This is a genomic window from Streptomyces sp. NPDC014870, assembly GCF_043081505.1.
Taxonomy (GTDB): Bacteria; Actinomycetota; Actinomycetes; order Streptomycetales; family Streptomycetaceae; genus Streptomyces.
Map to the genome: position 1 here is coordinate 305602 of NZ_JBIBWQ010000012.1, position 23339 is coordinate 328940.

18 protein-coding genes are annotated in these 23339 nt (G+C 71.5%); 8 read left to right on the forward strand and 10 right to left on the reverse strand.

Features of this window, described 5'->3' with window-relative positions; all coding sequences use genetic code 11:
- The first annotated feature begins 2 nt into the window (after window positions 1–2).
- The 3 genes from nirD (at window position 3) to ACF09C_RS31505 (ending at window position 1847) form a co-directional block, all read left to right on the forward strand.
- Window positions 3–344 carry a nitrite reductase small subunit NirD gene (nirD, locus tag ACF09C_RS31495; protein WP_392096447.1) on the forward strand — a complete coding sequence of 114 codons (342 nt, stop codon included), beginning with the start codon at window positions 3–5 and terminating at the stop codon, window positions 342–344.
- Between the two features lie 46 nt (window positions 345–390).
- On the forward strand, window positions 391–978 hold the full coding sequence (locus ACF09C_RS31500) for a TetR/AcrR family transcriptional regulator (protein ID WP_392096449.1): 588 nt from the start codon (window positions 391–393) through the stop codon (window positions 976–978).
- A 107-nt stretch (window positions 979–1085) separates the two neighbouring features.
- Window positions 1086–1847 (forward strand): SDR family NAD(P)-dependent oxidoreductase, encoded by a 762-nt coding sequence (locus ACF09C_RS31505; RefSeq protein ID WP_392096450.1) that lies wholly within the window; start codon window positions 1086–1088, stop codon window positions 1845–1847.
- Window positions 1848–1878: 31 nt separating this feature from the next.
- On the opposite strand, the gene ACF09C_RS31510 is transcribed toward ACF09C_RS31505, so the two are convergent.
- A complete protein-coding gene (locus tag ACF09C_RS31510; RefSeq protein WP_392096452.1) occupies window positions 1879–2289 on the reverse strand; it encodes a VOC family protein in 411 nt (136 codons plus the stop codon).
- A gap of 123 nt (window positions 2290–2412) precedes the next feature.
- On the opposite strand from ACF09C_RS31510, the gene ACF09C_RS31515 reads away from it, so the two are divergent.
- Both ACF09C_RS31515 and ACF09C_RS31520 read left to right on the forward strand, forming a co-directional pair.
- Window positions 2413–2994 (forward strand): hypothetical protein, encoded by a 582-nt coding sequence (locus tag ACF09C_RS31515; protein ID WP_392096453.1) that lies wholly within the window; start codon window positions 2413–2415, stop codon window positions 2992–2994.
- Window positions 2995–3225: 231 nt separating this feature from the next.
- Complete coding sequence (locus ACF09C_RS31520) at window positions 3226–4386, forward strand: alkaline phosphatase PhoX (RefSeq protein WP_392096455.1); 1161 nt, start codon at window positions 3226–3228, stop codon at window positions 4384–4386.
- On the opposite strand, the gene ACF09C_RS31525 is transcribed toward ACF09C_RS31520, so the two are convergent.
- The 8 genes from ACF09C_RS31525 to ACF09C_RS31560 form a co-directional block, all read right to left on the reverse strand.
- The gene (locus tag ACF09C_RS31525; RefSeq protein WP_392096457.1) at window positions 4356–5444 is read right to left on the reverse strand and encodes an ArsR/SmtB family transcription factor; all 1089 of its coding nucleotides are present in this window, start codon (window positions 5442–5444) and stop codon (window positions 4356–4358) included. The two genes, ACF09C_RS31520 and ACF09C_RS31525, sit on opposite strands and share 31 nt — an antisense overlap.
- 608 nt (window positions 5445–6052) lie before the next feature.
- Entirely contained in the window at window positions 6053–8764 is a 2712-nt protein-coding gene (ppdK, locus tag ACF09C_RS31530) for a pyruvate, phosphate dikinase (RefSeq protein ID WP_392096458.1), read from the reverse strand.
- Between the two features lie 367 nt (window positions 8765–9131).
- Window positions 9132–12704: an SAV_2336 N-terminal domain-related protein gene (locus ACF09C_RS31535; RefSeq protein WP_392096460.1), complete on the reverse strand. Its 3573-nt coding sequence runs from the start codon at window positions 12702–12704 to the stop codon at window positions 9132–9134.
- A 7-nt stretch (window positions 12705–12711) separates the two neighbouring features.
- The gene (locus tag ACF09C_RS31540; protein ID WP_392096462.1) at window positions 12712–13704 is read right to left on the reverse strand and encodes an AAA family ATPase; all 993 of its coding nucleotides are present in this window, start codon (window positions 13702–13704) and stop codon (window positions 12712–12714) included.
- A complete protein-coding gene (locus ACF09C_RS31545; protein WP_392096464.1) occupies window positions 13701–16007 on the reverse strand; it encodes a caspase family protein in 2307 nt (768 codons plus the stop codon). Before ACF09C_RS31545 ends, ACF09C_RS31540 begins: the two co-directional genes overlap by 4 nt.
- Window positions 16004–17221 carry a hypothetical protein gene (locus tag ACF09C_RS31550; RefSeq protein WP_392096466.1) on the reverse strand — a complete coding sequence of 406 codons (1218 nt, stop codon included), beginning with the start codon at window positions 17219–17221 and terminating at the stop codon, window positions 16004–16006. The genes ACF09C_RS31545 and ACF09C_RS31550 overlap by 4 nt, the downstream gene beginning before the upstream one ends.
- A gap of 137 nt (window positions 17222–17358) precedes the next feature.
- Window positions 17359–18495, reverse strand: a complete 1137-nt coding sequence (dusB, locus tag ACF09C_RS31555; RefSeq protein WP_392096467.1) for a tRNA dihydrouridine synthase DusB — start codon at window positions 18493–18495, stop codon at window positions 17359–17361.
- Window positions 18496–18528: 33 nt separating this feature from the next.
- On the reverse strand, window positions 18529–19422 hold the full coding sequence (locus tag ACF09C_RS31560; protein WP_392096468.1) for a helix-turn-helix domain-containing protein: 894 nt from the start codon (window positions 19420–19422) through the stop codon (window positions 18529–18531).
- Between the two features lie 101 nt (window positions 19423–19523).
- Between ACF09C_RS31560 and ACF09C_RS31565 the strand changes: the two genes are divergently transcribed.
- A complete protein-coding gene (locus ACF09C_RS31565; RefSeq protein WP_392096470.1) occupies window positions 19524–20993 on the forward strand; it encodes an MFS transporter in 1470 nt (489 codons plus the stop codon).
- Window positions 20994–21088: 95 nt separating this feature from the next.
- Here the strand turns inward: ACF09C_RS31565 and ACF09C_RS31570 are convergent, their stop codons facing one another.
- Complete coding sequence (locus ACF09C_RS31570; protein WP_392096472.1) at window positions 21089–21328, reverse strand: DUF6243 family protein; 240 nt, start codon at window positions 21326–21328, stop codon at window positions 21089–21091.
- A gap of 279 nt (window positions 21329–21607) precedes the next feature.
- Here ACF09C_RS31570 and ACF09C_RS31575 point away from each other — a divergent pair, with 279 nt between their 5' ends.
- Window positions 21608–22666 (forward strand): aldo/keto reductase, encoded by a 1059-nt coding sequence (locus ACF09C_RS31575; protein WP_392096473.1) that lies wholly within the window; start codon window positions 21608–21610, stop codon window positions 22664–22666.
- A gap of 39 nt (window positions 22667–22705) precedes the next feature.
- On the forward strand, window positions 22706–23290 hold the full coding sequence (locus tag ACF09C_RS31580; protein ID WP_392096474.1) for a TetR family transcriptional regulator: 585 nt from the start codon (window positions 22706–22708) through the stop codon (window positions 23288–23290).
- The last annotated feature ends 49 nt before the right edge of the window (window positions 23291–23339 follow it).

Consider the following 23339-nt stretch of genomic DNA (forward strand, 5'->3'; position numbering starts at 1 on the left):
CGATGCACCTCGAACTCTCCCACGACGCTGAGGCCGACGCCTGGACGACGGTCTGCGAGACCTCCCGGCTGACGCCGGGCCGGGGCGTGGCGGCCCTGCTCCCCGACGGCCGGCAGGCGGCGCTCTTCCTGGACCGGGCGGGCCGGGCGTACGCGATCGACAACCGCGATCCGTTCACCGGGGCGCAGGTGCTGTCCCGGGGGCTGCTCGGCTCGGCCGGCGGCCGGACGTTCGTGGCCTCGCCGCTGCTCAAGCAGCGCTTCGACCTGGAGTCGGGGAGGTGCCTGGACGACGAGGCGGTGTCGGTGGCGGTCTTCCCGGTCCGCACGGTCGCACGCGACTGAGTCTGCGATCTTGACCGATCGTTCCAGATACTCGTAGAGTCACGGCGTGGCCAGGACCAAGGAATTCGATCCGGACGCCGCGCTCCAGTCGGCCCTCGAGCTGTTCTGGGCGCGCGGCTACGAGGCGACGACGATGGCAGATCTCGTCGAGCACCTCGGGATCGGCCGCGCCAGCATCTACGCCACCTTCGGCAACAAGCACGCGCTCTACATGAAGGCGCTGGACCGCTACCTGGAGTCGTGCGAGCCGACGATGCTGGAGGAGCTGTCGGCGCCGGGGCCGGCACTGCCGCCCGTACGGAGCCTGATCAGGCGGTTCGCCGCGGAGGCGGGGGCCGAAGCGACACGCCTGAACGGGTGTTTCGTCACCAACTCGGCGGCGGAACTGGGCCCGCACGACATGCCGGTGGCGCGCCGGGTGGAGCTCAGCTGGGAGCAGATCGAGACCCTGCTGCACTCCTCCCTGGTCCGCGCCCGCGCCCAGGGCGAACTGCCGCCCGACCGCGATCCGCGGGCGCTGGCCCGGATGCTCCTCGTCCTGGCCCAGGGCCTGCGGGTGGTCGGCAAGGCGTCGAGCGACCCGGCCAGGGTCCGCGACGCGGCGGAGCAGGCGCTGACCCTGCTCGACGGGTAGTCCCGGGCCACGGAGACGGAGACGGAGGCGCCTCACGGCGCCTCATTCTCGGGCCTCCATATTGGAACGTACGGTCAATAAACAATGCACCAGGGAGGGGCACCACCATGTCCGCACGCTTCACCGACAAGCGCGTCCTCGTCACCGGCGCCGGCACCGGTCTCGGCCGGGCCATCGCGCTCGCCTTCGCCGCCGAGGGCGCGAGGGTCGTCGTCTCCGGCCGCAGCGCGGCGACCCTCGCCGAGACCGTGTCCCTGATCGAGGCCGCGGGCGGCACCGCGGCCGCGGTCACCGCCGACGTGTCGCGGGCCGAGGACACCCGCCGCCTGGTCCGGGAGACCGTCGAGACCTTCGGCGGCCTGGACGTCGCCGTGAACAACGCCGGGGTCTTCCGGGGCGGCGCGGCCGCCGCCGACTTCCCGCTGGAGGACTGGCAGACGCTGCTCGACATCAACGTCACCGGCGTCCTGCACTCCCTGCAGGCGGAGATCGCGCACATGCGGGCCCACGGCGGCGGCGCCATCGTGAACATCTCCTCCAACCTCGGCCCGCACGTGCGGTTCCCCGGAGTCTTCGGCTACCAGGTCTCCAAGGCGGCGGTCTCCGCGATGACCCGCGCCGCGGCCCTCGACCACGTCGCCGAGGGCGTCAGGATCAACGCGGTCAGCCCGGGCGCCTCGGACTCGACGATGTCGCTGCGGCCCGGCGAGACGGAGGCGGAGCGGGCGGTACGGATGAAGGACGAGTCGCCGCTCGGCCGGATCTCCGCGGCCTCGGAGGTCGCGGCGGCGGTCCTGTACCTGGCCTCGGAGGACGCGGGTTCGGTCGTCGGCGCGGACCTGGTGATCGACGGCGGCGTTTCGGCCTGAGGCGCCCGGCCGGTCCTTCGTCCGGCGGTGCTCAGCCCTCGATGGCGGCCGGGTCCATCCACATGACCTCCCAGTGGTGGCCGTCGGGGTCCGAGAACGAGCGGCCGTACATCGAACCGAAGTCGAGGGGCTCCTTCGCCGCCGAACCACCGGCGGCGAGGGCGCCGTCCGCGAGCTCGTCGACCTTCGCGCGGCTCTCGGCGCTCAGGGTGAGGAGGACCTCGGTCGACTTCGTCGCGTCGACGAGCTCCTTGCCCGGCTTCGTGAACTCCTTGAACTTCGCCTCGGTCAGCAGCATCGCGAAGATCGTGTCGCTGATGACCAGGCAGGCGGTCGTGTCGTCGCTGAACTGCGGGTTGAAGGAGTAGCCGAGCTTGCTCCAGAAGCCCTTGGTGGTCTCCAGGTCCTTCACCGGCAGGTTGACGAAGATCATCTGCTGCATGACGTGTTCTCTCTCCTGTGCTCGTCCGTGGTGTCCGTGGTGTTTCGAGAGGTAAGACGGCGGGGCGCGACGGAACTCATCGGCGCGCGGGAAGTTTTTTCGGAACCGGGCTAGCGTCGGGGTATGAGCCCCAGCCCCGGCCCCACCGGCAGGAAGATCACCGAACGATTGTCGGACGAGGCCCTGACCGGCGCCACCGGACGGAACTGGGCGTCCTGGTTCGCGCTCCTCGACGCCTGGGACGCCACCGGCCGGAACCACACCGCGATCGCCCGTCACCTGGTGGAGGCGCACGGCGTCAACGGCTGGCACGCCCAGTCGATCGCCGTCGGCTACGAACAGGAGCGCGGGATGCGCCAGGTCGGCCAGGCCTCCGACGGCGGCTGGAAGGTGAGCGCGAGCAAGACGGTCGACGCGCCGGCCGAGCGCTGCACGGCCGCCTTCGCCGACGAGGAACTGCGCCGGCGCTGGCTGCCGGACGGCGAACTAGAGGTGCGCACCCACCGGCCGGGGAAGTCGCTGACGGCGGACTGGGACGGCGGGACGAGCCGGATCGAGGTCTATCTGACGCCGAAGGGCGAGACGAAGACCCAGATCGGCCTCGGCCACACCAGACTCCCCGACGCGGACGCGGTCGCCGCCTACAAACAGTTCTGGCGCGAACGCCTCGCAGACCTCAAGCCCCTCCTGGAGACGGAACCGTAGCCCCGAGCACCGACGCCCCCGGGGGCATACGTGCTCCTTCCCACCCGTCCCCACCCGTTCCCGCCCTGTCCTCCGCCCTTCCCGCGGTGACCTTCTGCCCGACGCTTCCCCTTCATCGCTTGTTGCTGCACCGTCAACTCCGTACCAACTCCGTACTCCTAGGTTCCGAAAGCGCGCGACCCCGCCGCCGACCGGTGCGGCGGGTTCACACACACCTCTCTGGAGTGAGACGTGGAGCGACGCAGTTTCCTGCGCGGAGCGGTCATCGGCACGTCGGCGGCCGCCTTCGGCGGCACCCTGATGCGCGGGGCGGCCTACGCGGCCCCCGCCCAGCCCGGCGCCGGCCCCTACGGGGCCCTCGGCGCGGCCGACGCCAACGGCATCCTGCTGCCGAGCGGATTCAGCAGCCGGGTCATCGCCCGGTCGGGACAGACCGTCCCCGGCACCTCGTACACCTGGCACAACGCCCCCGACGGCGGCGCCTGCTTCGTCGACGGATCCGGCTGGATCTATGTCTCCAACTCGGAGATCAACCCGGGCGGCGGCGCGAGCGCGGTCAGGTTCAGCTCGACCGGCGCCGTGACCGGCGCGTACCGCATCCTGTCCAACACCCGCACCAACTGCGCGGGCGGCAAGACCCCGTGGAACACCTGGCTCTCCTGCGAGGAGGTCAGCCTCGGCTACGTCTACGAGACCGACCCCTACGGGGTGAACGCGGCCGTCCGCCGCTCCGCGATGGGCCGCTTCAAGCACGAGGCCGCCGCCGCCGACCCGGTCCGCAAGGTCGTCTACCTGACCGAGGACGAGTCCAGCGGCTGCTTCTACCGGTTCATCCCGACCACCTGGGGCGACCTCAGCTCCGGCACCCTCCAGGTCCTGGTGGCCGGCACCGCCACCTCCGGCTCCTTCACCTGGCAGAACGTGCCGGACCCGGACGGCTCGCCGACCGCGACGCGCAGCCAGGTCTCCGGCTCGAAGAAGTTCAACGGCGGCGAGGGCTGCCACTACGCCAACGACACCGTCTGGTTCACCACCAAGGGCGACAACCGCCTCTGGCAGCTCAACCTCGCCAACAGCACCTACGAGCTCGCCTACGACGACTCCCTGGTGTCCGGCGGCGGCGCCCCGCTGACGGGTGTCGACAACGTCACCGGCTCCTCCTCCGGCGACCTGTTCATCGCCGAGGACGGCGGCAACATGGAGATCTGCATCATCACCCCGGACGACGTCGTCGCCCCGTTCCTTCGGATCAACGGCCAGTCCGGTTCCGAGATCACCGGACCGGCCTTCTCCCCCGACGGCAAGCGGCTGTACTTCTCCAGCCAGCGCGGCACCAGCGGCAGTTCCTCGGGCGGCATCACCTACGAGGTGACCGGCCCGTTCCGCGCGTAGAGACGCGCCGCGGGGGCCGTCACCGAGACGGTCCCCGCGCCCCCTCCCCTCCGCGCCGCGCCACCACCACCGCCACCGCCACCGCCGCCACCACCGCCGAGCAGGGCGGCGCCCAGCGGCGTGAGGGTGTGCAGGACCGCGTTGCCGTGCCGCAGGGTCGCGACGAGCCCCGCCTCGCGCAGGACGCCCGCGTGCTGGCTGGCAGAGGCGAGCGACACCCCGGCCCTGCGGGCGAGTTCGCTGGTGGTGCCGCCGTCGCCGATCGCGTGCAGGACCGCGGAGCGCGTGGTGCCGACCAGCTTGGCCAGCGAGGAGAGCCCCGGCGCGTGCACGGTCGGCGCCTCGCAGTGCGTCGTCGGGTAGACGAGCACCGGGGGCAGCGCGGGGTCGCGCAGGACGACCGGCGTGCCCCGGCAGAAGTACGAGGGCTGGAGCAGCAGGCCCCTGCCGTCGAGATACAGGTCGCGGGCGACCGGATAGTCGGCCTCCAGGACCGGTGCGCGCCAGCGGAACATCGGCGGCAGTGAGGCGAGCAGCTCGTCCGCGCCGCCGTCGAGCAGGGCCCGGCCGCGCACGGCCCGGTCGGCCTCGACCCGGGCGCGGATGTGCGGCCAGTGCGGCTCGATCGCCGCCCGGTGGTAGCTGCGCAGCGCCCCGAGGAGCCGGCCGAACGGTTCTGCGCCGCCCTCGGCGAGCGCGCGCAGCGAGTGCGGCACGGTCCGCCCGCCGACCCGGTCGGCGCCGAGCAGGGCGAGCTCCGTGTGGAGGCGGGCTCCTGCCGTCGCGCGGATCGCCTGGAGGCCCTCGTCGAGGCCCTGCAGGCCCTCGGGAGGGGTCAGGAAGTCGGGGAAGTAACCACGGCTCGGTACGAGCGCGGCGAGCAGCCGGGTCTCCCCGTTGAGCCGGGGCCGGGTCTGGGAACGCCATTCTCCGTAGACGACCGGTCCGCGCCGGTCTCTAAGCCGGTGAAAGCTGAGAATCGTTTCCCACAGAACGTCGGGACGGGCGGCCATCCGTACGCCCGCCACGTCGCTTTCGGTGAAATGAATCCGCAGCATTGAACCCCCACCTGTGCACTCGCAACCACCCCCGTCGATGAGTATGCACATCATCACAGCACGTTACCAGGGTGTTTCAGCCACACTTGAAAAGCATCGCGGGGACCCAGGGCAAACGGAAAAGCTGTGCGTGTCGGGCAGGAAACCTTCAGGACCGAGGTGGCGTGGCGAAGACCGTGGGGGGCTTCACACGTCCGGCGGCGGTCGGCGAGGGTTGCGGCTCACCTGCCCGGCATGGGTAACGGGCGCGGCCACCGGGTGGGGATCCGGGGGCCGCGCCCGCCCTGTTGTTTGCGGGACGACACGTGGAAAGTTCAATACGGAATGTTCAACGCCCAATAATTCAATCGGCCTCGATTGAACACAAACTCACATCCGGCGAACATCCCGGGGCCGCTCCGGGGGTCTCGCGGGGTGGACGAAATACGACGGGGCGGACACCTCCGCACAAGGTGTCCGCCCCGTCTCTCTTGCGACCCGGAGTCGCCGCCCATCGGTTGAGGGTCGGGGACGAACGGCGACTCCGGTGATCTTTGCTACTGAACGCCCGGTCAGCGAGCGTCAGCAGACGCCGGGCCCGGGGGCCCGGCGGTGCGTGAGCCGTCGGCTCAGCGGCTGTCGGAGCCCTTCGACTCCGCCGCGGCCCGGCCGGCCTCCAGGCGCGCCACCGGGATCCGGAAGGGCGAGCAGGAGACGTAGTCGAGGCCGACCTCGTGGAAGAAGTGCACCGACTCCGGGTCGCCGCCGTGCTCGCCGCAGACGCCGAGCTTGATGTCCGGGCGGGTGGCCCGGCCGGCCTCGACGGCGCTGCGGACCAGCGCGCCGACGCCGTCCTTGTCGATGGTCTCGAACGGCGAGACACCGAAGATGCCCTTCTCCAGGTACGCGGTGAAGAAGCTGGCCTCCACGTCGTCCCGGGAGAAGCCCCACACGGTCTGGGTGAGGTCGTTGGTGCCGAAGGAGAAGAACTCGGCGGCCTCGGCGATCTGACCGGCGGTCACGGCGGCGCGCGGCAGCTCGATCATGGTGCCGAGCGCGAGCTTCAGCTCCACGCCGGTCTGCGCCTGGACCTCGGCGATGACCTGCTCGGCCTCGTCGCGGACGAGCTCGAGCTCCTGGACGGTGCCGACGAGCGGGATCATGATCTCGGCGCGCGGGTCGCCCTTGGCGTCGATGCGCTGGGCGGCGGCCTCGGCGATCGCCCGGACCTGCATGGTGAACAGGCCGGGGATGACCAGGCCGAGGCGGACACCGCGCAGACCCAGCATCGGGTTCTGCTCGTGCAGCCGGTGGACGGCCTGGAGCAGGCGCAGCTCGTTCTCGTGCGGCTCCTTGCGGGCCTCGGCGAGGGCGACGCGCACCGACAGCTCGGTGATGTCGGGCAGGAACTCGTGCAGCGGCGGGTCGAGCAGCCGGACCGTGACGGGCAGCCCGTCCATGGCCTCGAAGAGCTCGACGAAGTCCTTCTTCTGCAGCGGGAGCAGGGCGTCCAGCGCCTCGGTCCGCTCCTCGTCGGTGTCGGCGAGGATCAGCTTCTCGACCATCTCGCGGCGCTCGCCGAGGAACATGTGCTCGGTACGGCACAGGCCGATGCCCTGAGCGCCGAAGCGGCGGGCGCGCAGCGCGTCCTCGGCGTTGTCGGCGTTGGCGCGGACGCGCAGCCGGCGGACGCGGTCGGCGTAGGCCATGATCCGGTGGACGGCCTGGACCAGCTCGTCGGCGTCGTCGGCGCCGGCGTGCATCCGGCCCTCGAAGTACTCGACGACCGGCGACGGTACGACGGGTACCTCACCGAGGTACACCTTGCCGGTGGAGCCGTCGATGGAGACGACGTCGCCCTCCTCGACGACCTGGCCCGAGGACGTGGTCATCCGGCGGCGCTTGGTGTCGACCTCGAGCTCCTCGGCGCCGCAGACACAGGTCTTGCCCATGCCGCGGGCGACGACGGCGGCGTGCGAGGTCTTGCCGCCGCGCGAGGTCAGGATGCCCTCGGAGGCGATCATGCCGTCCAGGTCGTCCGGGTTGGTCTCGCGGCGGATCAGGATGACCTTCTCGCCGGAGCGGGACCACTTGACGGCCGTGTACGAGTCGAAGACGGCCTTGCCGACCGCGGCGCCCGGGGAGGCGGCGATGCCGCGGCCGATCTGCTCGACCTTGGCGTTCTCGTCGAACTTGGGGAACATCAGCTGCGCGAGCTGGGCGCCGTTGACGCGCTGGAGCGCCTCGGCCTCGTCGATCAGGCCCTGGTCGACGAGCTGGGTCGCGATCCGGAAGGCGGCACCTGCGGTGCGCTTGCCGACGCGGGTCTGCAGCATCCACAGCTGGCCGCGCTCGATCGTGAACTCGATGTCGCAGAGATCCTTGTAGTGGGTCTCCAGCGTCTCCATGATCTGCATCAGCTGGTCGTACGACTTCTTGTCGATCGACTCCAGCTCGGCCAGCGGCACGGTGTTGCGGATACCGGCGACGACGTCCTCGCCCTGCGCGTTCTGCAGGTAGTCGCCGTAGACGCCCTGGTGGCCGGAGGCGGGGTCGCGGGTGAAGGCGACACCGGTGCCGGAGTCCGGGCCGAGGTTGCCGAAGACCATGGAGCAGACGTTGACCGCGGTGCCGAGGTCGTGCGGGATGCGCTCCTGGCGACGGTAGAGCTTGGCGCGGTCGGTGTTCCAGGAGTTGAAGACGGCCTCGATGGCGAGGTCCATCTGCTCGCGCGGGTCCTGCGGGAAGTCGCGGCCGGCCTCGGCCTTGACGATCTTCTTGAAGTGCTTGACCAGCTTCTTCAGGTCGGCGGCGTCGAGGTCGGTGTCGACGGTGACCTTCTTGGCGGCCTTGGCCTCGTCGAGGGCCTCCTCGAAGAGTTCGCCGTCGACGCCGAGGACGGTCTTGCCGAACATCTGGATGAGCCGGCGGTACGAGTCCCAGGCGAAGCGCTCGTTGCCGGCCTGGGCGGCGAGTCCCTCGACGGAGACGTCGGAGAGGCCGATGTTCAGGACGGTGTCCATCATGCCGGGCATGGAGAACTTGGCACCGGAGCGGACGGAGACGAGCAGCGGGTTGTCGGCCTGGCCGAGCTTCTTGCCCATCGCCTGCTCGAGGGCGTCCAGGTGGGCGCTGACCTCGTCCCGCAGCTCGACGGGCTCGGAGCCGCTGTCGAGGTAGACCTTGCACGCCTCGGTGGTGATCGTGAAGCCGGGGGGAACGGGGAGGCCGAGGTTGGTCATCTCGGCGAGGTTCGCTCCCTTGCCACCGAGCAGGTCCTTCAGGTCCCTGTTGCCCTCGGTGAAGTCGTACACGAACTTCTGATCTTTGTTTTCCGACACGTGTCTCGACTCCTCGAGGACTCGGTGGCTGCCCTGACGGCGAGGAACATACCCAGATCGAAGGCTCATGTGGAGGTATGCCTCCCGGTCACATGGTCTTAACCACCCGTCCGCCAGCACATCGAAAGTAACTGACGAGTAGCTTCCGCTTTCAGGCTCCGAAGCCCCCTTGACCCAAACCTGGGGATACCCGCTCACATGAGCGCCTCCCAAAGCATTTGCGTTCAACTCTTGAACGCAAGAGGGGTGGCACCCAGTGCCACCCCTCCAGAAGTGCAACACCCCGTAATCTGCTCATCTGAGCACACCCCCTATCAAGGGTGGCGAGGATCACGCCCGAAGATGGACTCGCCTTCCACGATCCGGACTACTCCTGGGCAGCCGACTCCACTTCGGCGCCGGGGCCCGGTCCCAGGCCGACCCGGTCGAGCGACCGCCGTGCCGCCACGGCCATACGGTCAGTCTCACCCCAGAGCCGCACGGCCACCTCTCGTACGGCCCCCCAGTGCGCGGCGGCGTCCGCGTTCCGGCCCAGCCCTTCCAGGGCGTCACCGAGCCACATGCGGGCCCAGAGCGTCTCGCGGCCCTCGGATCCGAGAGTCCGCTCACGTGAGCGCAAGACTCCCGACAGGATGTTTCGAGCCTCCTCGAACCGCTCGAGGTTGATCAGGCTCGATGCCAGGAGCACTGCGGCGTTGAGGGTCTTCGGTGCATCACCACCGAGCGCTGTGCTCCGTGCCCGCCACACGAGGGTGAACTGCTCGGAAGCCTCATCGTGGCGTTCCGAACCGCTCAGGATCTGCCCCAGGTCCACGCGGGTTTCCATGATCGAGAGCAGCGGCGGGCGTGGCAGGCCCAGTTCGCTTTCGAGGAGCCGCCTGAGCACGGCCTCGGCCTCCCCCAGGCGCTCCAGCCGCACCAGGGCCTCCGCGTGCAACCGCTGAACGGACCGGGTGTTGGCGTGGCGGTAGCCGATCACCCGGACGTGGTCTTCCGCGGCGGAGCGCAGGACGGCTTCGGCCTCCTCGAAGCGCTCCGCACGCAGGAGGGTGCTGCCCAGGTTGTGGCGGAAGTCGAGGGTGTTCGCGTGGTCCTCCCCCAGCACGCGTCGCCCCTGGTCGAGGATGGCGCGTTGTCGCCGCTCCGCCTCCTCGAACTGTTTGCGATCCGCCAGGACGAGAGCGACCATCTCCCGGGTCAGGAGTGACTCGATGTGGCTCTCACCGAGCAGGCGTCCAGCACGCTCTGCCGCGTCCTCCGCTGCCTTCAGCGCACCGTCGTAGTCCTTCACCCAGCGCAGCGCGGCTGCCCAGACGCGCCGAGCAGCGATCGCGGTGCGGCTCAGCGCGCCTTCCCCCAGCTCTCTCAGCTCCATCATCGTGTTGCGGACAGCCAGCAGTTCCTTGTAGTTCCCTGCCTGCCGGACGACTTCTTCCAGCACCCCCAGCGCCGTCATCTGGCCGCCCGGACGGGCCGGGGCCCCCTCGTCCCCATCGAGCCGCTCACAGACGGCGAGGACCGCGCGGGCCTCCTCCTCCGCCTCCCTCATGCGTCCCAGGCGCAGAAGGGCGGTCGCTACCCAGCCACGGGCGTACAGCGTGCTGTCGTGGTCCACACCGAGCTCGGAGGTGTAGTCCTCGCAGGCCGCTCTGAAGGCCTGTTCCCCCTCGACCAGCTTTCCCAGGCGATGGAGGATGCGGCCCTGAACCATCTGGACGTCGCCAAAATCCGGCATCTCGTCCGTGCGGGGCAGACGCTGGAGCGTCTCGATCAGCTCCCGGCCCTCCGCCGCCCCCTCGGCCAGCCAATCGGCGTCCTCGTACATCTCGTGGAGGAAGGCGCGGGCGGTGAGTGTGTAGCCGTGGTGCTCACCGTGCACCCGAGCCGAGACTGCGATGACGGCGTTCATCCGTTCGGCGGCTTCCGCGGTTTCCCCGAGCGCGCTCAGGGCGATCGCGGTGTGGCCTCGGACGTTGCGCGCTGCGAGGCTGTCGTCCCGGAGAAACGGCTCGGCGCAGTCCCGCAGCAAGCCGCGGAACTCGTCCACCGCGTCGCGTTGCCCGGACTCGACGAGGGCTCGCGCGAACGCCTCGAACACCGCGACGGGAACCGACCCGGGGTCGGGCCGATCGAGCCACGGTTCAAGAAGGCCGGCCACTTCCGGCACGATCTCCGGGGCCCCTTCGTCCGCCATCAGCCGCCGCGCGAACGCCGCGATCCGGGGCCAGACGTGTGCGAGCGACACGTCGTCCTCAACCGGCTCCTCCTCCGAGTCCTCCGGCTCCGGTTCCCGCTCCTCCACCGGCGGACGTTCGGCCGCCAGCCCGAGGCGGCGGAGCAGCTCCGGGGAGGCCGCGGCGAACGCGCCGCCGCCGGGGGCGATCACGGAACCGCCACCGCCGGAAAGCCTGGCCCGGAATTCGGGACCGTTGCCCCGGCGCCGCATCAGGAAGTCGCTCACCCGCGTCGCCGTGTCCACGGCGTGCGAGGTGCGGACCGTGTCCAGGAGCAGGTCGGCGACGCCGGGCAGGAACTCGTACTCGGCGCAGTCCGCTCTCTCCTCGCCGCGCCCCGCGGGCCCGCCCTCGCGCCGGCGCAGCAGCCCACCGAGGAACACCTCTGCAAGCTGCGCCGGGTGGAAGGTGCCGGGGCCGGGCTGCTCGGCCTGGTGGACGAGACGCATGACGGGCAGGGTCAGCGGCCTTACGGACGCCAGTGCGCCGGCCAGCTTGCGGCTCTCTGGCGAGGCCGACTGTCGGAATGCCCGCAGGTGGTCTTCGGCGGAGGACGCACGGACGCCGCTGGTGCCGGGGGCCGTCGCGGCGGCGTGCGAATCGGCCGGACCGGGCGGCGCCAGCAGGTGCAGCAGCTCTCCCGCCCTTCCGCCTCCGCCTGCGCCTCCGCCGAGCAGCAGCCGTGTCCACGCGGAGAGACGGGTCTCCTCCAGCTCGAAGACGGGGATCGCGGGGCCTTCGTGCGTGACGAGCCCGGGTGGCAGGACGGGGTGTCGGGCGTCCAGCGTCCGCCCCGGCGCGGCTGGGCGGTCGGCGGTGACCAGCCACTGCTCCGCGGGCATGACCGGCGCGGGCCAGAGCCGTTCCGGCAGCGGCTGGACCACCGCGACCGGTGAGTGCCCCGCCCAGCGCCCCAGCAGCGCGGGAAGGGCGCCGCCGGACCAGCCGGGGCCGACCCCGTCGGAGAGCACGAGGACGACCGTGGGCCGTACGGGGTCGGCGAGGCGCCGCGCCGGGACCCGTGCGGAGGTCGGGGCGAACGGGCGGGAGCGCAGGACCGGCCGGTCCGGATCGGCGCTGTCCAGGCCGTACGTCCGGACGCGGTGGAAGATTCCCTGGTTCTCCAGGAGTGCCCGGGCCTCGGTCGCGTACTGCCTCCAGAGCACCATCGACGGTCCGTCGTCGACGACCAGGACGGCGTCGAGCCAGCGCTCCTGCTCGGGCCGCATCACGACATCGGGAAGGACGGCGTCCGGCAACGCAGTGTCCGCGATGAGGTCGGCGGTCGCGCTCTCGTCGACCACGAACGAGGTTCGGGACTTGGTGGGCCTGCGCAGCGGCCGCAGCGCGCGTTGCAGGCCACGGGCCGCGGGGATGGCCCGCACGCCGCGCAGGCCGACGGACCGGGCGGGCAGTCGGCGCCCCCGGCCTCCCCCAGGGGCGTACAGCGCCTGGGGGGCCTTGTCGGTCGTGCGGTCGGCCGGGCCTCGTTCCGGCTCGGTCGTCGCGTGGTCGGCGCCCCTGGCGTCCCCCGCGGGATCCGGTTCGGCGACAGCGGGGGTGTGCGGACGCGCGGCGGCCCCGGACTCCGTTGCCGGAGCTTCCTCCCGAGTGGTGGCCGCGAGCCAGAGGACGTCGAGCAGCTCCTCCATGGAGAGGTCGACGCCGGCGTCCTCGAGCAGTCCGCACAGCCGCTGGATCGTCACGACCGGCTCACACCTCCGACTCGGCCAGGGACCGTAGGACGGTCTCACGCATGGTCTCGAAGTCCACTCCGGACACGCGTAGGTGGACCGCGTTGAGGAGCTGGTCGGTGGCGAGGTCGTGGGAGTGCGACTCGCGCCGCTCCAGGAAGTCCGCGATCAGGTCGCGCGCCACGTCGTCGACGCCGTCGCCGAGGTGCATCCGGACGATCTTCCTGAGCTGTTCCTCGTCCGGCTGCCTGAGTTCGAGGCGCACGCAGCGGCGCAGGAAGGCGGGCGGGAAGTCGCGTTCCCCGTTGCTGGTGATGACGACGACGGGGAAGACCTGGCAGGTGACCCGGCCGTGCTCGACGGCCACGGTCGTGACGAGCTCCTCCGTCCCCTCGTTCCCGGGGGTTCCGCTGTCGGCCGTGCGGACGTCGACCCGCTTCTCGGTGAGCCGGGCGAGTTCGGGGATCTCGTACGTGCCCTCCTCAAAGACGGTCAACAGGTCGTTGGGGAGGTCGATGTCGCCCTTGTCGAGCTCGTCGATCAGCAGCACCCGCGGCTTGGCGCCAGGGAGGAGCGCGGTGCCGAGCGGGCCGAGCCTGAGGTAGTCGCCGATGCCGGGCTCCGGTGTGTCGGAGTCCGGGTCCCGCCGGGCGAGGGAGGCGTCGCGCAGCCGGCCCACGGCGTCGTAGCGGTAGAGGCCCTCGGTCAGCGTCGACCGGCTGTTGACCGGCCAGTGGAGCACCTCGCCGAGCATGAGTTCGTCCGCGATGGCCCGAGCGAGCGTCGACTTGCCCGTGCCGGGGCCTCCGGTGACGAGGAGGGGCCGGTGCAGATGGAGTGCGGCGTTGACGGTGTCGCGGTTCTCGTCGGCGATCACGTGCCGTACCCGCTTGCGCTGCTCGTCGTCGTCCTTGGCCCGGCCGAAGGTGCGCCACGGCGGGGCGGCGGGCCAGTCGTCCACCTCGTGGGGTTCGGCGTCGCCGCCCTTGAAGAGCCGCCAGTTGTCGGTCATGTTCCGCTTCTCCTCGGAGGTACCTGCAGGGTGGTCGCGGGCGCCGCCAGGACCAGGGGCCGGGGCAGGGGCCGCTCGGGGTTGTCCCAGAGCAGGGCGAGATGACGACCGGGGTGCTCGTCCTCGGTGTCGCACGCCGCTCGCAGTCTGCGCAGCACCGCGGGCACGTCGGCCAGTCTTCGGTCGGCCAGCAGCTGCTCCAACTGCTCCCGTACGTCGTCCTGTTCCGCTCCACCGTGCCAGATGACGACAGGCACGCCGCCGAAGACGCACATCGTCAGGACCCCCGCCCGGTCGGCGGCCGGGGTGCCGCTGAACACCACCCCTGGGGCGTTCTCTTTCGTCTGGAGTTCGGCGTAGACCTTCGGCTTGTCCCATGACTGGCCGGAAAGTTCGTGCAGTTCCCTGGTGGCGGCCGTACCTACCTTGGACCAGCGCTGCCGCCAGCGGACCTCGTTCTTGTCCCGGTACTCCGCACAGCGCACGACGACGTCGAAGTCGACGCCGAGCGAACGGTCTACGGGGTCCCCTGCCCCGATCCGCCATCGGTGAACGGGCAGTTCGAGGTCACCGTCGGCGAGGAAGAACTCGACCCGGGTGAGACCGGGGCGGGCGTGCCGCGACAGGATCGTGTCCAGGTCGCTCTCCACCGCGGCGAGGCCCTTGGGCGTGTCGTCGAGGTCGAGCATCTCGGTGCCGAACGCTCCGCTCGTCCACACCTGGTAGGTCCGGCGTGCGTCCGCGTCGGGCCCTGACAGCCTGATCTGCACACAGTCGACGATCGCGGTTGCCGGACCGGCCGCCGATGCGAGGCGTCGGGCCGCGGCCTCGGCGGCGGCACGCCGCTCCTCCAGCGCCGATTCCACCCCGAGCCGCTTGGCGCAGTTCAGTGACCAGTCTCGCAAGGCGTCCGCGAGGGGCTGCGGCATGAGCAGGGCGGCGGAGTGCTCGACGGTGCGCAGCAGCACAGGGAGACCGCCAGGGGCGGGCGTCACGGCTTCGAGCTGGTCCACGACGTCGGCGGGCCGGTCGCTGTCCAGGACGAGACCGACGACGTCCCGCGCGGTGTCGGCGAAGAGCTTGTGGACCGACTCCTCCTCGCAGAGGAGGAGTTCGAGAAGCTCGTCGTACTCGCGGCCCAGGAGCCAGCGGTCGCACACCTCGGCCCTGACCGTCTTCCACAACTCGTCGTCCAGCGCCCCTCCGGGTTCGGTGGAGAGCACGTGGCGCAGGGTGGTGACGCCGTGCGGGCGCGTCAGCGCCCAGGAGACCAGATCGTTCGCCCGTACCTCGCCCTCGTCGTCCGGCTGCCGGATGCCGAGCAGCTCGCAGAGGCGGAGGGCGACCCGGTCGGCGGAGGCCCCGGGGGCGGCGAGGGCGGCCCTGGTGACCCTGATGAGGGACGACCCGAGGGCGGTTCCGATGTCGGCCGCGGGCACGGGGCGGGGGTCGAACTCGTCCTCCTGCGCGTCCCAGTTCAGCCGGTAGGCCGTCGGTACCTGCGGAGTGTCACCGGAGGCGCGCAGCTGCTCGAATCGTTCGCACACGGCCAGCCACGCCGCGTCCAGGTCGATCGCGGCGCCGACGGGGCTCAACCGCTCCAGCACGTCGAGGAGCGTGGTCGTGAACAAGCCCGAGCCGCCGCGGTTCTTGGCCTCGACACCGGCTTGGCTGGCCCGCATCAGGAAGACCTGGCGCTCGAAGTTGCTCTGGGTCTCGTTGGTGAGATCCTCGGCATCGGTCGCCTTCACATGCTTCCTGGGGGGCTGGGCGGAGCGGCACGCGTCGATGATGACGGTGGCGCGCCGGACCCGCTGGGGAGGCAGGTGCGAGGTGCGCAGCAGCGTGACGAGGTTGTCGACGCCGGCCCCGGAGAGGTCGTCGCCGACGGTCGACGGGTAGAGCAGCCCCCAGCGGTTTCCCCTCATCTGGACCCCGTGCCCGGCCCAGTACACCCAGAGCGCGTCCCCGGACAGCGCCTTCAGCTCCCGCCGGAAGACGGCGCGGATGGTCTCGCGATCCGCGGGACGGTACGAGATGTCCGCGAACTCGTCGAACTTGCCCTTGTTCTTCTCCAGGGGCGAGGCGAGCAGCGTGATCCTGTCCCGCGGCATCCCCTTCATCGTCAACCAGCGCATCATGCCGACCGCGTCCTCGACGGGCCCGTCGAGGTTCGAGTCGCCACCGTCCGTGTACGCCTCGATGGCGACGACGACGGCGTGCGCGTCGGTGAGGTCGGTGGGGTGTGCCGTCCTCCCCGGGGGACGGTCGTCGGGGGCGGCGGCCGGGCGGGGAAGCGTCACGGCAGCTCCGACGCCAGCTTGTCGTACAGGGGGGCGTGGGCGAAGTAGCCGGTGTGGGAGCGCGGGAAGGGCTGTCGGAGGTTGACGCGGATGTCCTTCACCTTGCCCGGGAAGACCCGCTCGCCGACGAAACCGAGGAGGTCGCGCTGGTCGTACAGGTTGACCCAGCGGGGGAAGTGTCCGGGCAGGTCCGCCCCGCGCCGCAGCCCGGCGAGCGCGTCGATCTCGTACAGGAACGGGGCCTGGGAACCCACGGTGACCAGCAGGTCGACCCCCGGAACGGCACGGCCGGCGAGCAGGTCGACGCAGGCGATGCCGCCGAGGCTGTGGGCGAGGAGGACAACGGGGCGCTCGGGGTCCCGCTCGCGGGTGAGTTCGACGACCTCGGCGATCCGGTCGCGCAGGCCTTCGCCGCGGGCCTGGTAGCGCAGGATGTCGCCGCCCGCGGGCACGATCTTGTCGGTCGTGCGGTCCCGGCGACGCGGTGTGGCGCCGAAGAGTCCGCCGGCCGCCCAAAGGACGCCACCGCCGATCGCGCCCCGGTCCTTGCCGCCCAGCCGGTCGGTGAGCACCTCGACTAGCAGGTCGCGGTCGGCTCCGTCGACAGCCAGGGGTTCGTCGGCGTCCTCGGACTCGTCGGCGAGGTGGATGGCGAGGGCGACGACGGCCCGGGCGGCGAGGGACTCGCCGTTGACGGGGGCGTCACCGCCGGAGAGCTCGTGCGCGAGTTCGTCGGCGACGGTACGGGCGGCGTCGGCCACGTACGTACCGAGTTCCTCGGTCAGCCAGAGCGTCGTGTCCCCGCCGCCGGCGGGCAGTTCGGAGGGGTCACGCGGCAGGTCGGCCGCGCTCAGTGCGCGAACCCGGTCGGCCAGTGCGTCCCAGGGGTCCCGGCGTCCGGGGACGTAGCCGCTCTCGTCCTCGCCGGTGGTCGCGGCGAGGGCGCGGATCTCGGCGAGCGGATCGACATCGAGCGCGGGCCAGGGGCCGAGTCCGTCGTCGTCGGTGCCGCCGGTCAGGCCACGGTCCTGGTCCCGGACGGGGTACGAGGCGCCGTCCAGGGCGAGCCGGGCGCCGTGCCTCTCTCCCCAGAAGCACGGGACGAGCTGGGCGTCCGGCCTGACCCGGGCGAGCCCCCGCTCGACCTTGCGCCAGGACTGCTCGTACGATTTTTGCCGTACGCCCGTGCCGTGGATGAAGACGACATTGACCACGCGGCCCCCCAACGTGAGTGCTGAGCGGCCATCCTAGGGCGCCGTGACCTCCGTCAACTCGCTTTCCACAGGGCGGAGTCGATATCCGGCCACGGGACATCCACAGCGCTGTCCGAACGTCGCACGGACGTCCGGGATCAGCCCCCGGACGTGTCCGACTCGGCCTCCTCGCTGACGCCCGAGCAGTCGTACGGGTCCTTCAGCCAGCCGTCCGGCAGGACGACGCGGTTGTTGCCCGAGGTGCGGCCGCGGGGGCCGTCCGCGCCGGTGGGCCACGGCTGGTCCAGGTCCAGCTCGCTCAGCTGAGCGCCCAGCTCGTCCAGGGAGGAGGTGATCGCCAGCTTCTTGCGCATCTCGGAACCGACCGAGAAGCCCTTCAGGTACCAGGCCACGTGCTTGCGGAAGTCGATGACACCGCGCGACTCGTCGCCGAGCCACTCGCCGAGCAGCCGTGCGTGCAGCAGCATCGCGTCCGCGACCTCACGCAGGCCCGGCTGGGCGTACGCGCCCGTGCCCTCGAAGCCCGCCACCAGGTCGCCGAAGAGCCACGGGCGGCCCAGGCAGCCGCGCCCGACGACCACGCCGTCGCAGCCGGTCTCACGCATCATCCGCAGCGCGTCGTCGGCCGACCAGATGTCGCCGTTGCCGAGCACCGGGATCTCCGGGACGTGCTCCTTGAGCCGCGCGATGGCGTCCCAGTCGGCGGTGCCGCCGTAGTGCTGCGCCGCCGTGCGCCCGTGCAGGGCGATCGCGGTGACGCCCTCCTCGACCGCGATCCGGCCCGCGTCCAGGTAGGTGATGTGGTCGTCGTCGATGCCCTTGCGCATCTTCATCGTCACGGGCAGGGCGCCCGCGTTCGACACCGCCTCGTTGAGGATCGCGCGCAGCAGGGGCCGCTTGTACGGCAGCGCCGAGCCGCCGCCCTTGCGGGTCACCTTGGGGACCGGGCAGCCGAAGTTCAGGTCGATGTGGTCGGCCAGGTCCTCGTCGGCGATCATCCGGACGGCCTTGCCGACGGTCACCGGGTCGACGCCGTAGAGCTGGATCGACCGCGGCTTCTCGCTGGCGTCGAAGCGGATGAGCTGCATCGTCTTCTCGTTGCGCTCGACCAGCGCCCTCGTCGTGATCATCTCGCTCACGAAGAGCCCCTTGCCACCGCTGTACTCGCGGCAGAGGGTGCGGAACGGGGCGTTGGTGATGCCGGCCATGGGCGCGAGCACCACCGGCGGCTGCACGATGTGCGGCCCGATGGCGAGAGGGGAGAACGCGGTCATTACGCCATTGTCCCGCACCGCCACGGTGTTCCGTCAGTCGTTTCGGCCACACAGTTCGCGCAGGCGTTCGAGCCCGTGGCGGGACTCCTCGTCCACCGGCACGTACGTCACCAGGCGCGGCCCGGAGGTCGGTCCGAGCCAGAGGTTGGTGTGCTCCAGGTGCAGCGTGCCGACGTGGGCGTTGCGGATGAACTTCGTACGGCCGCCCTGGGCCACCACCTCGTGCCGCGCCCAGATCTCCCGGAACTCGGGGGAGGCCGTCTCCAGTCGCTGCAGCAGCGCCTTCCAGGCGGGCTCGGCCAGGTGCTCGGCCATCGAGGCCCGGAACTTGCCCGCCATCGCGCGCGTGACGTCCGGCAGGTCGGCGACGGCGGCGCGCCAGTCGTCGTTGGTGAAGGCCAGCCAGATGCAGTTGCGGTCCTCGCGCGGCAGTTCGTCGAGGTCGCAGAGCAGACGGCCGTACGTGCGGTTGTAGGCCAGGATGTCGTAGCGGCTGTTCTGGACACAGGCGGGCACCGGTTCCAGCTGGTCGAGCATCGCGCGCAGGGCGGGCGTCACGGTCGGGCAGGGCGACTCGGGGTGCGGGTCGGTCCCGCCGCCGAGGGCGAAGAGGTGGGTGCGCTCGGTCGGGTCGAGCAGCAGGGCCCGGGCGAGGGCGTCGAGGACCTGGGGGGAGACGTGGATGTCGCGCGCCTGCTCCAGCCAGGTGTACCAGGTGACGCCGACGGCCGAGAGGTGCGCGACCTCCTCGCGGCGCAGGCCGGGCGTGCGGCGGCGCCGGCCCCGGGGAAGGCCGACCTGCTCGGGGGTGATCCGCTCGCGGCGGCTGCGCAGGAACGCGGCCAGCTCGTGACGCCGGACGTCGGCGGGTGCCGTCGACCGAGTGTCGAGGGTCTGCGCTTCGAGAGGGGCCGCCATCGTCGTCATGCTCCCAGGGTGCCGGGGTGCTCAGCCCGTTGCCGGGTAGTTCTAGTACCAGGATAAAGACACTCTGGTACCAGGCTGAGCGAAGGTGGATCTTCGATGGCGTGAGTACTACCGCCTCCCCCAGCTCCTCCCCCGCCGCCTCCCCCGCCACGCACGCCGGCGGGGCGAGCGCCGTCGTCGACCACCCGGCCCCCGCCCTCGGCCCCCTCGGCCTCTTCACCGTCCTCCTCGGTGCCGCGCTGCCGCTGGTCGACTTCTTCATCGTCAACGTCGCCCTGCCGACCATCGACCACGACCTGGCCGCGGGACCGGCCATGCTGGAGCTGGTCGTCGCCGGGTACGGACTGGCGTACGCCGTGCTGCTCGTCCTCGGCGGGCGGCTCGGGGACCTCTTCGGCCGCCGTCGGCTCTTCCTCGCGGGCATGGCCGCCTTCGGCGCGACCTCGCTCGCCTGCGGGCTCGCCCCGGACGCCTGGACGCTCGTCGGGGCGCGGGTGGCACAGGGTGCCGCGGCCGCGCTGATGCTCCCGCAGGTCCTCGCCACCATTCACTCCTCGACGGAGGGCACGCGGCGCGCCAAGGCGCTGAGCCTCTACGGCGCCACCGCCGGGCTCGCGATGGTCGCCGGCCAGATCCTGGGCGGGGTGCTCGTCGCCGCCGACGTCTGGGGCAGCGGCTGGCGGGCGATCTTCCTGGTCAACGTGCCCGTCGTGGTGGCGGGCCTGCTGCTCGCGGTACGGAACGTGCCGGAGACCCGCTCCGAGCGCCCGGCGCCGGTCGACGTCGCGGGCACCCTGCTCCTGGGCCTCGCGCTGCTCACGCTCCTCGCCCCTCTTACAGAGGGGAGGGCTGCGGGCTGGCCGCTGTGGACCTGGATCGCGCTCGGGATCTTCCCGTTCGCCGCGGGCGCCTTCTGGTGGGTGGAGCTGCGGGCCGACCGCCGGGGCCGTACGCCGCTGGTGCCGCCGAGCCTGCTCTCCCTGGTCCCCCTGCGCCGCGGGCTCGCCCTGGTCGTACCGTTCTCGATCGGCTTCGGCGGCTTCATGTTCGTGATCGCGGTCGCGCTCCAGCAGGGGCTGCGGATGAGCGCGGTGGTCTCGGGCCTGGCCCTGGTCCCGATGGCCGTCGCCTTCTTCGGGGCCTCGCTGGCAGGCCCCCGGCTGGTACGGCGCTGGGGCACGCGGGTCGTCACGGCGGGCGGCCTCGTGCAGGGGCTCGGCATCGCGCTGCTCGCTCTGGCGGCCTGGCGCTCGTGGCCGGACCTCTCCGCCTGGAGCCTGCTGCCGGGCATGGCCGTGGCGGGCCTCGGCCAGGGCCTCCAGCTCCCGGTCCTCTTCCGGGTCGTCCTCTCCGAGGTCCCGGCGGACCGGGCGGGCGTCGGCAGCGGGGTGATGGTGACGACCCAGCAGTCGGCCCTCGCCCTGGGGGTGGCCACGCTCGGCTCGCTCTTCCTGTCGCTCGCGGCGACCGGCTCGATGGGCACGGCGCTGACGGTGACCCTCCTGGTCCAGCTGGCGGCCGTCGCCCTGACGGTCGCGCTGAGCCTGCGCCTGCCGCGCGTGGTCAGCTGAGGCCACAGCCGAGCGGAGGGCGCGGGGCCGGCCGGACGCAGGTGGGCCCGGGTCACGGTGCGTGACCCGGGCCCACGTCGTCGTACGGGCTGGTGCTACTGCTCGCCGCCCGTGGAGGCGCTCTCGGATCCTGCGCCCTCCGAGCCTGCGCTCTCGGAGCCGGCGCCCTCGGCGGTCCCGGCCTTCTCGCGCATCTTCTTCAGCAGCTCGGCCTTCTGGTCGGCGGCCGCCTTGCGGTCGGCGTTGCGGCCCTGACCGGCGCCGTGCTGTTCGGCGCGGGACAGCTTCTTGCGCTGTCCGCCGACGCCGAGGAGGTTGTTGCGGCCCTTGGCCATGGGTGGTTCTCCCGTCGGTGAGAGGTGCGGTGGTCAATCGGCTGGCGCTGCGCGGGCTTTCCTCGCCCGCGGCGCTCTCACTCGTAGATCTGGAAGAACGAAGACGACATGCGCCAGACGCTACCCCGGCCGCGGGCACCCGGGCACGTCGTTTTCCGGCGTGGTGCGGGCACGTCGACCCGCCACACCATCGAGTGAATGACAAACATTGAAATCTGTCAGCCGTCATGCCATGCTTGTCATGCGTCACCCCTCAGCCCGACTCCCGAGGAGACCCCCATGACCTCCACCTCTGCCTCCACCCGCCCCGCCCCCTCCGCCCTCCCCACCCGCCGCCTCGGCGCCACCGGCCCCCAGGTCTCGGCACTCGGCCTCGGCTGCATGGGCATGTCCGCGCTGTACGGCGAGAGCGACCGCGCCGAGTCGATCGCGACGATCCACGCCGCCCTCGACGCCGGTGTGACGCTCCTGGACACCGGCGACTTCTACGGCATGGGGCACAACGAACTGCTGATCAACGAAGCCCTGCGCACGGCCCCCGCCGCCGCCCGGGAGCAGGCGCTGACCAGCGTGAAGTTCGGCGCCCTGCGCACGGTCGAGGGCGGCTTCACCGGCTATGACGGCCGTCCCGCCGCGGTGAAGAACTTCGCGGCGTACTCCCTCCAGCGCCTCGGCACGGACCACATCGACATCTACCGGATCGCCCGCGTCGACCCGGACGTGCCGATCGAGGAGACCGTCGGCGCCATCGCCGAGCTGGTCGAGGCCGGGCACGTCCGGCACATCGGCCTCTCCGAGGTCGGCGCGGACACCCTGCGCCGGGCGGCGGCCGTCGCCCCGATCGCCGACCTCCAGATCGAGTACTCCCTGATCTCGCGCGGTATCGAGGAGAAGATCCTGCCGACCGCCCGCGAGCTGGGCGTGGGGATCACGGCGTACGGCGTGCTGTCGCGCGGTCTCATCAGCGGCCACTTCACCCGCGACCGCGAGCTCGCACCGGGCGACTTCCGGGGCATGAGCCCGCGCTTCCAGGGCGACAACCTCCAGCGGAACCTGGACCTGGTGGACCGGCTGCGCGCGCTGGCCGAGTCCAAGGGCGTGACGGTCGCGCAGACCGCCATCGCCTGGGTCCTGGCGCAGGCGGAGCAGCAGGGCGCGGACATCGTCCCGCTGGTCGGCGCCCGCCGCAGGGACCGGCTCACCGAGGCCCTCGGCGCCCTGGACGTGACGCTGGACGCCACTGACCTGGCCGCGATCGAGCAGGCCGTCCCGGCGGGCGCGGCGGCCGGCGAGCGGTACCCGTCGGCCCAGATGGCCCACCTGGACAGCGAGCACTGATCAGGGCAGCGGGGGCGAACTGACAGGTACTGTCATCCCATGGCCACCGAGACCCTGACCGCAGAGCGCATCCTCGAAGCCACCGAGGAGGTGCTCCGCCGGTACGGCCCGGCGAAGGCGACCGTGGTCGACGTGGCCCGCGTCCTCGGCGTCAGCCACGGCAGCGTCTACCGCCACTTCCGTACGAAGGCGGCGCTGCGGGAGGCCGTGACCGAGCGCTGGCTGAGCCGCGCCGAGGTGATGCTCGCCGAGCTGATCGCCGGCTCGTCCGCACCGGCAGGCGAGAAGCTCCGGGCCTGGTTCGCCGCCCTCTTCGAGGCCAAGCGCCACAAGGCGGGCGACGACCCCGAGCTGTTCGCCACGTACGGCGTGCTGATCGACGAGGCCAGCGACGTGGTCGACGAGCACATCGAGGTCCTCGTCGGGCAGGTCCGCGAGATCGTCGAAGAGGGAGCGCGCGGCGGCGAGTTCGCCGCCCCCGACCCGGCGGCCACGGCCCGCGCCCTCTTCGACGCGACGGGCCGCTTCCACGACCCGATGTACGCCCCGGAGTGGCAGCGCCCCACGATCCAGGCCGAGTTCGACGCGGTCCTGGACCTGCTCCTGCGCGGGCTGCGCCCCTGAGAGCGGGGTCTGCGCCCCTGAGAGAACGGCGAAGCCCCCCGGTTCCTGC

What these genes read in the sequence shown, in the direction of transcription:
- nirD (WP_392096447.1), top strand. Translation starts at nt 3, where the DNA reads ATGCACCTCGAACTCTCCCACGACGCTGAGGCCGACGCCTGGACGACG.
- ACF09C_RS31505 (WP_392096450.1), top strand. Translation starts at nt 1,086, where the DNA reads ATGTCCGCACGCTTCACCGACAAGCGCGTCCTCGTCACCGGCGCCGGC.
- ACF09C_RS31510 (WP_392096452.1), bottom strand. Translation starts at nt 2,289, where the DNA reads ATGCAGCAGATGATCTTCGTCAACCTGCCGGTGAAGGACCTGGAGACC.
- ACF09C_RS31515 (WP_392096453.1), top strand. Translation starts at nt 2,413, where the DNA reads ATGAGCCCCAGCCCCGGCCCCACCGGCAGGAAGATCACCGAACGATTG.
- ACF09C_RS31525 (WP_392096457.1), bottom strand. Translation starts at nt 5,444, where the DNA reads ATGCTGCGGATTCATTTCACCGAAAGCGACGTGGCGGGCGTACGGATG.
- ACF09C_RS31540 (WP_392096462.1), bottom strand. Translation starts at nt 13,704, where the DNA reads ATGACCGACAACTGGCGGCTCTTCAAGGGCGGCGACGCCGAACCCCAC.
- dusB (WP_392096467.1), bottom strand. Translation starts at nt 18,495, where the DNA reads ATGACCGCGTTCTCCCCTCTCGCCATCGGGCCGCACATCGTGCAGCCG.
- ACF09C_RS31560 (WP_392096468.1), bottom strand. Translation starts at nt 19,422, where the DNA reads ATGACGACGATGGCGGCCCCTCTCGAAGCGCAGACCCTCGACACTCGG.
- ACF09C_RS31570 (WP_392096472.1), bottom strand. Translation starts at nt 21,328, where the DNA reads ATGGCCAAGGGCCGCAACAACCTCCTCGGCGTCGGCGGACAGCGCAAG.
- ACF09C_RS31575 (WP_392096473.1), top strand. Translation starts at nt 21,608, where the DNA reads ATGACCTCCACCTCTGCCTCCACCCGCCCCGCCCCCTCCGCCCTCCCC.
- ACF09C_RS31580 (WP_392096474.1), top strand. Translation starts at nt 22,706, where the DNA reads ATGGCCACCGAGACCCTGACCGCAGAGCGCATCCTCGAAGCCACCGAG.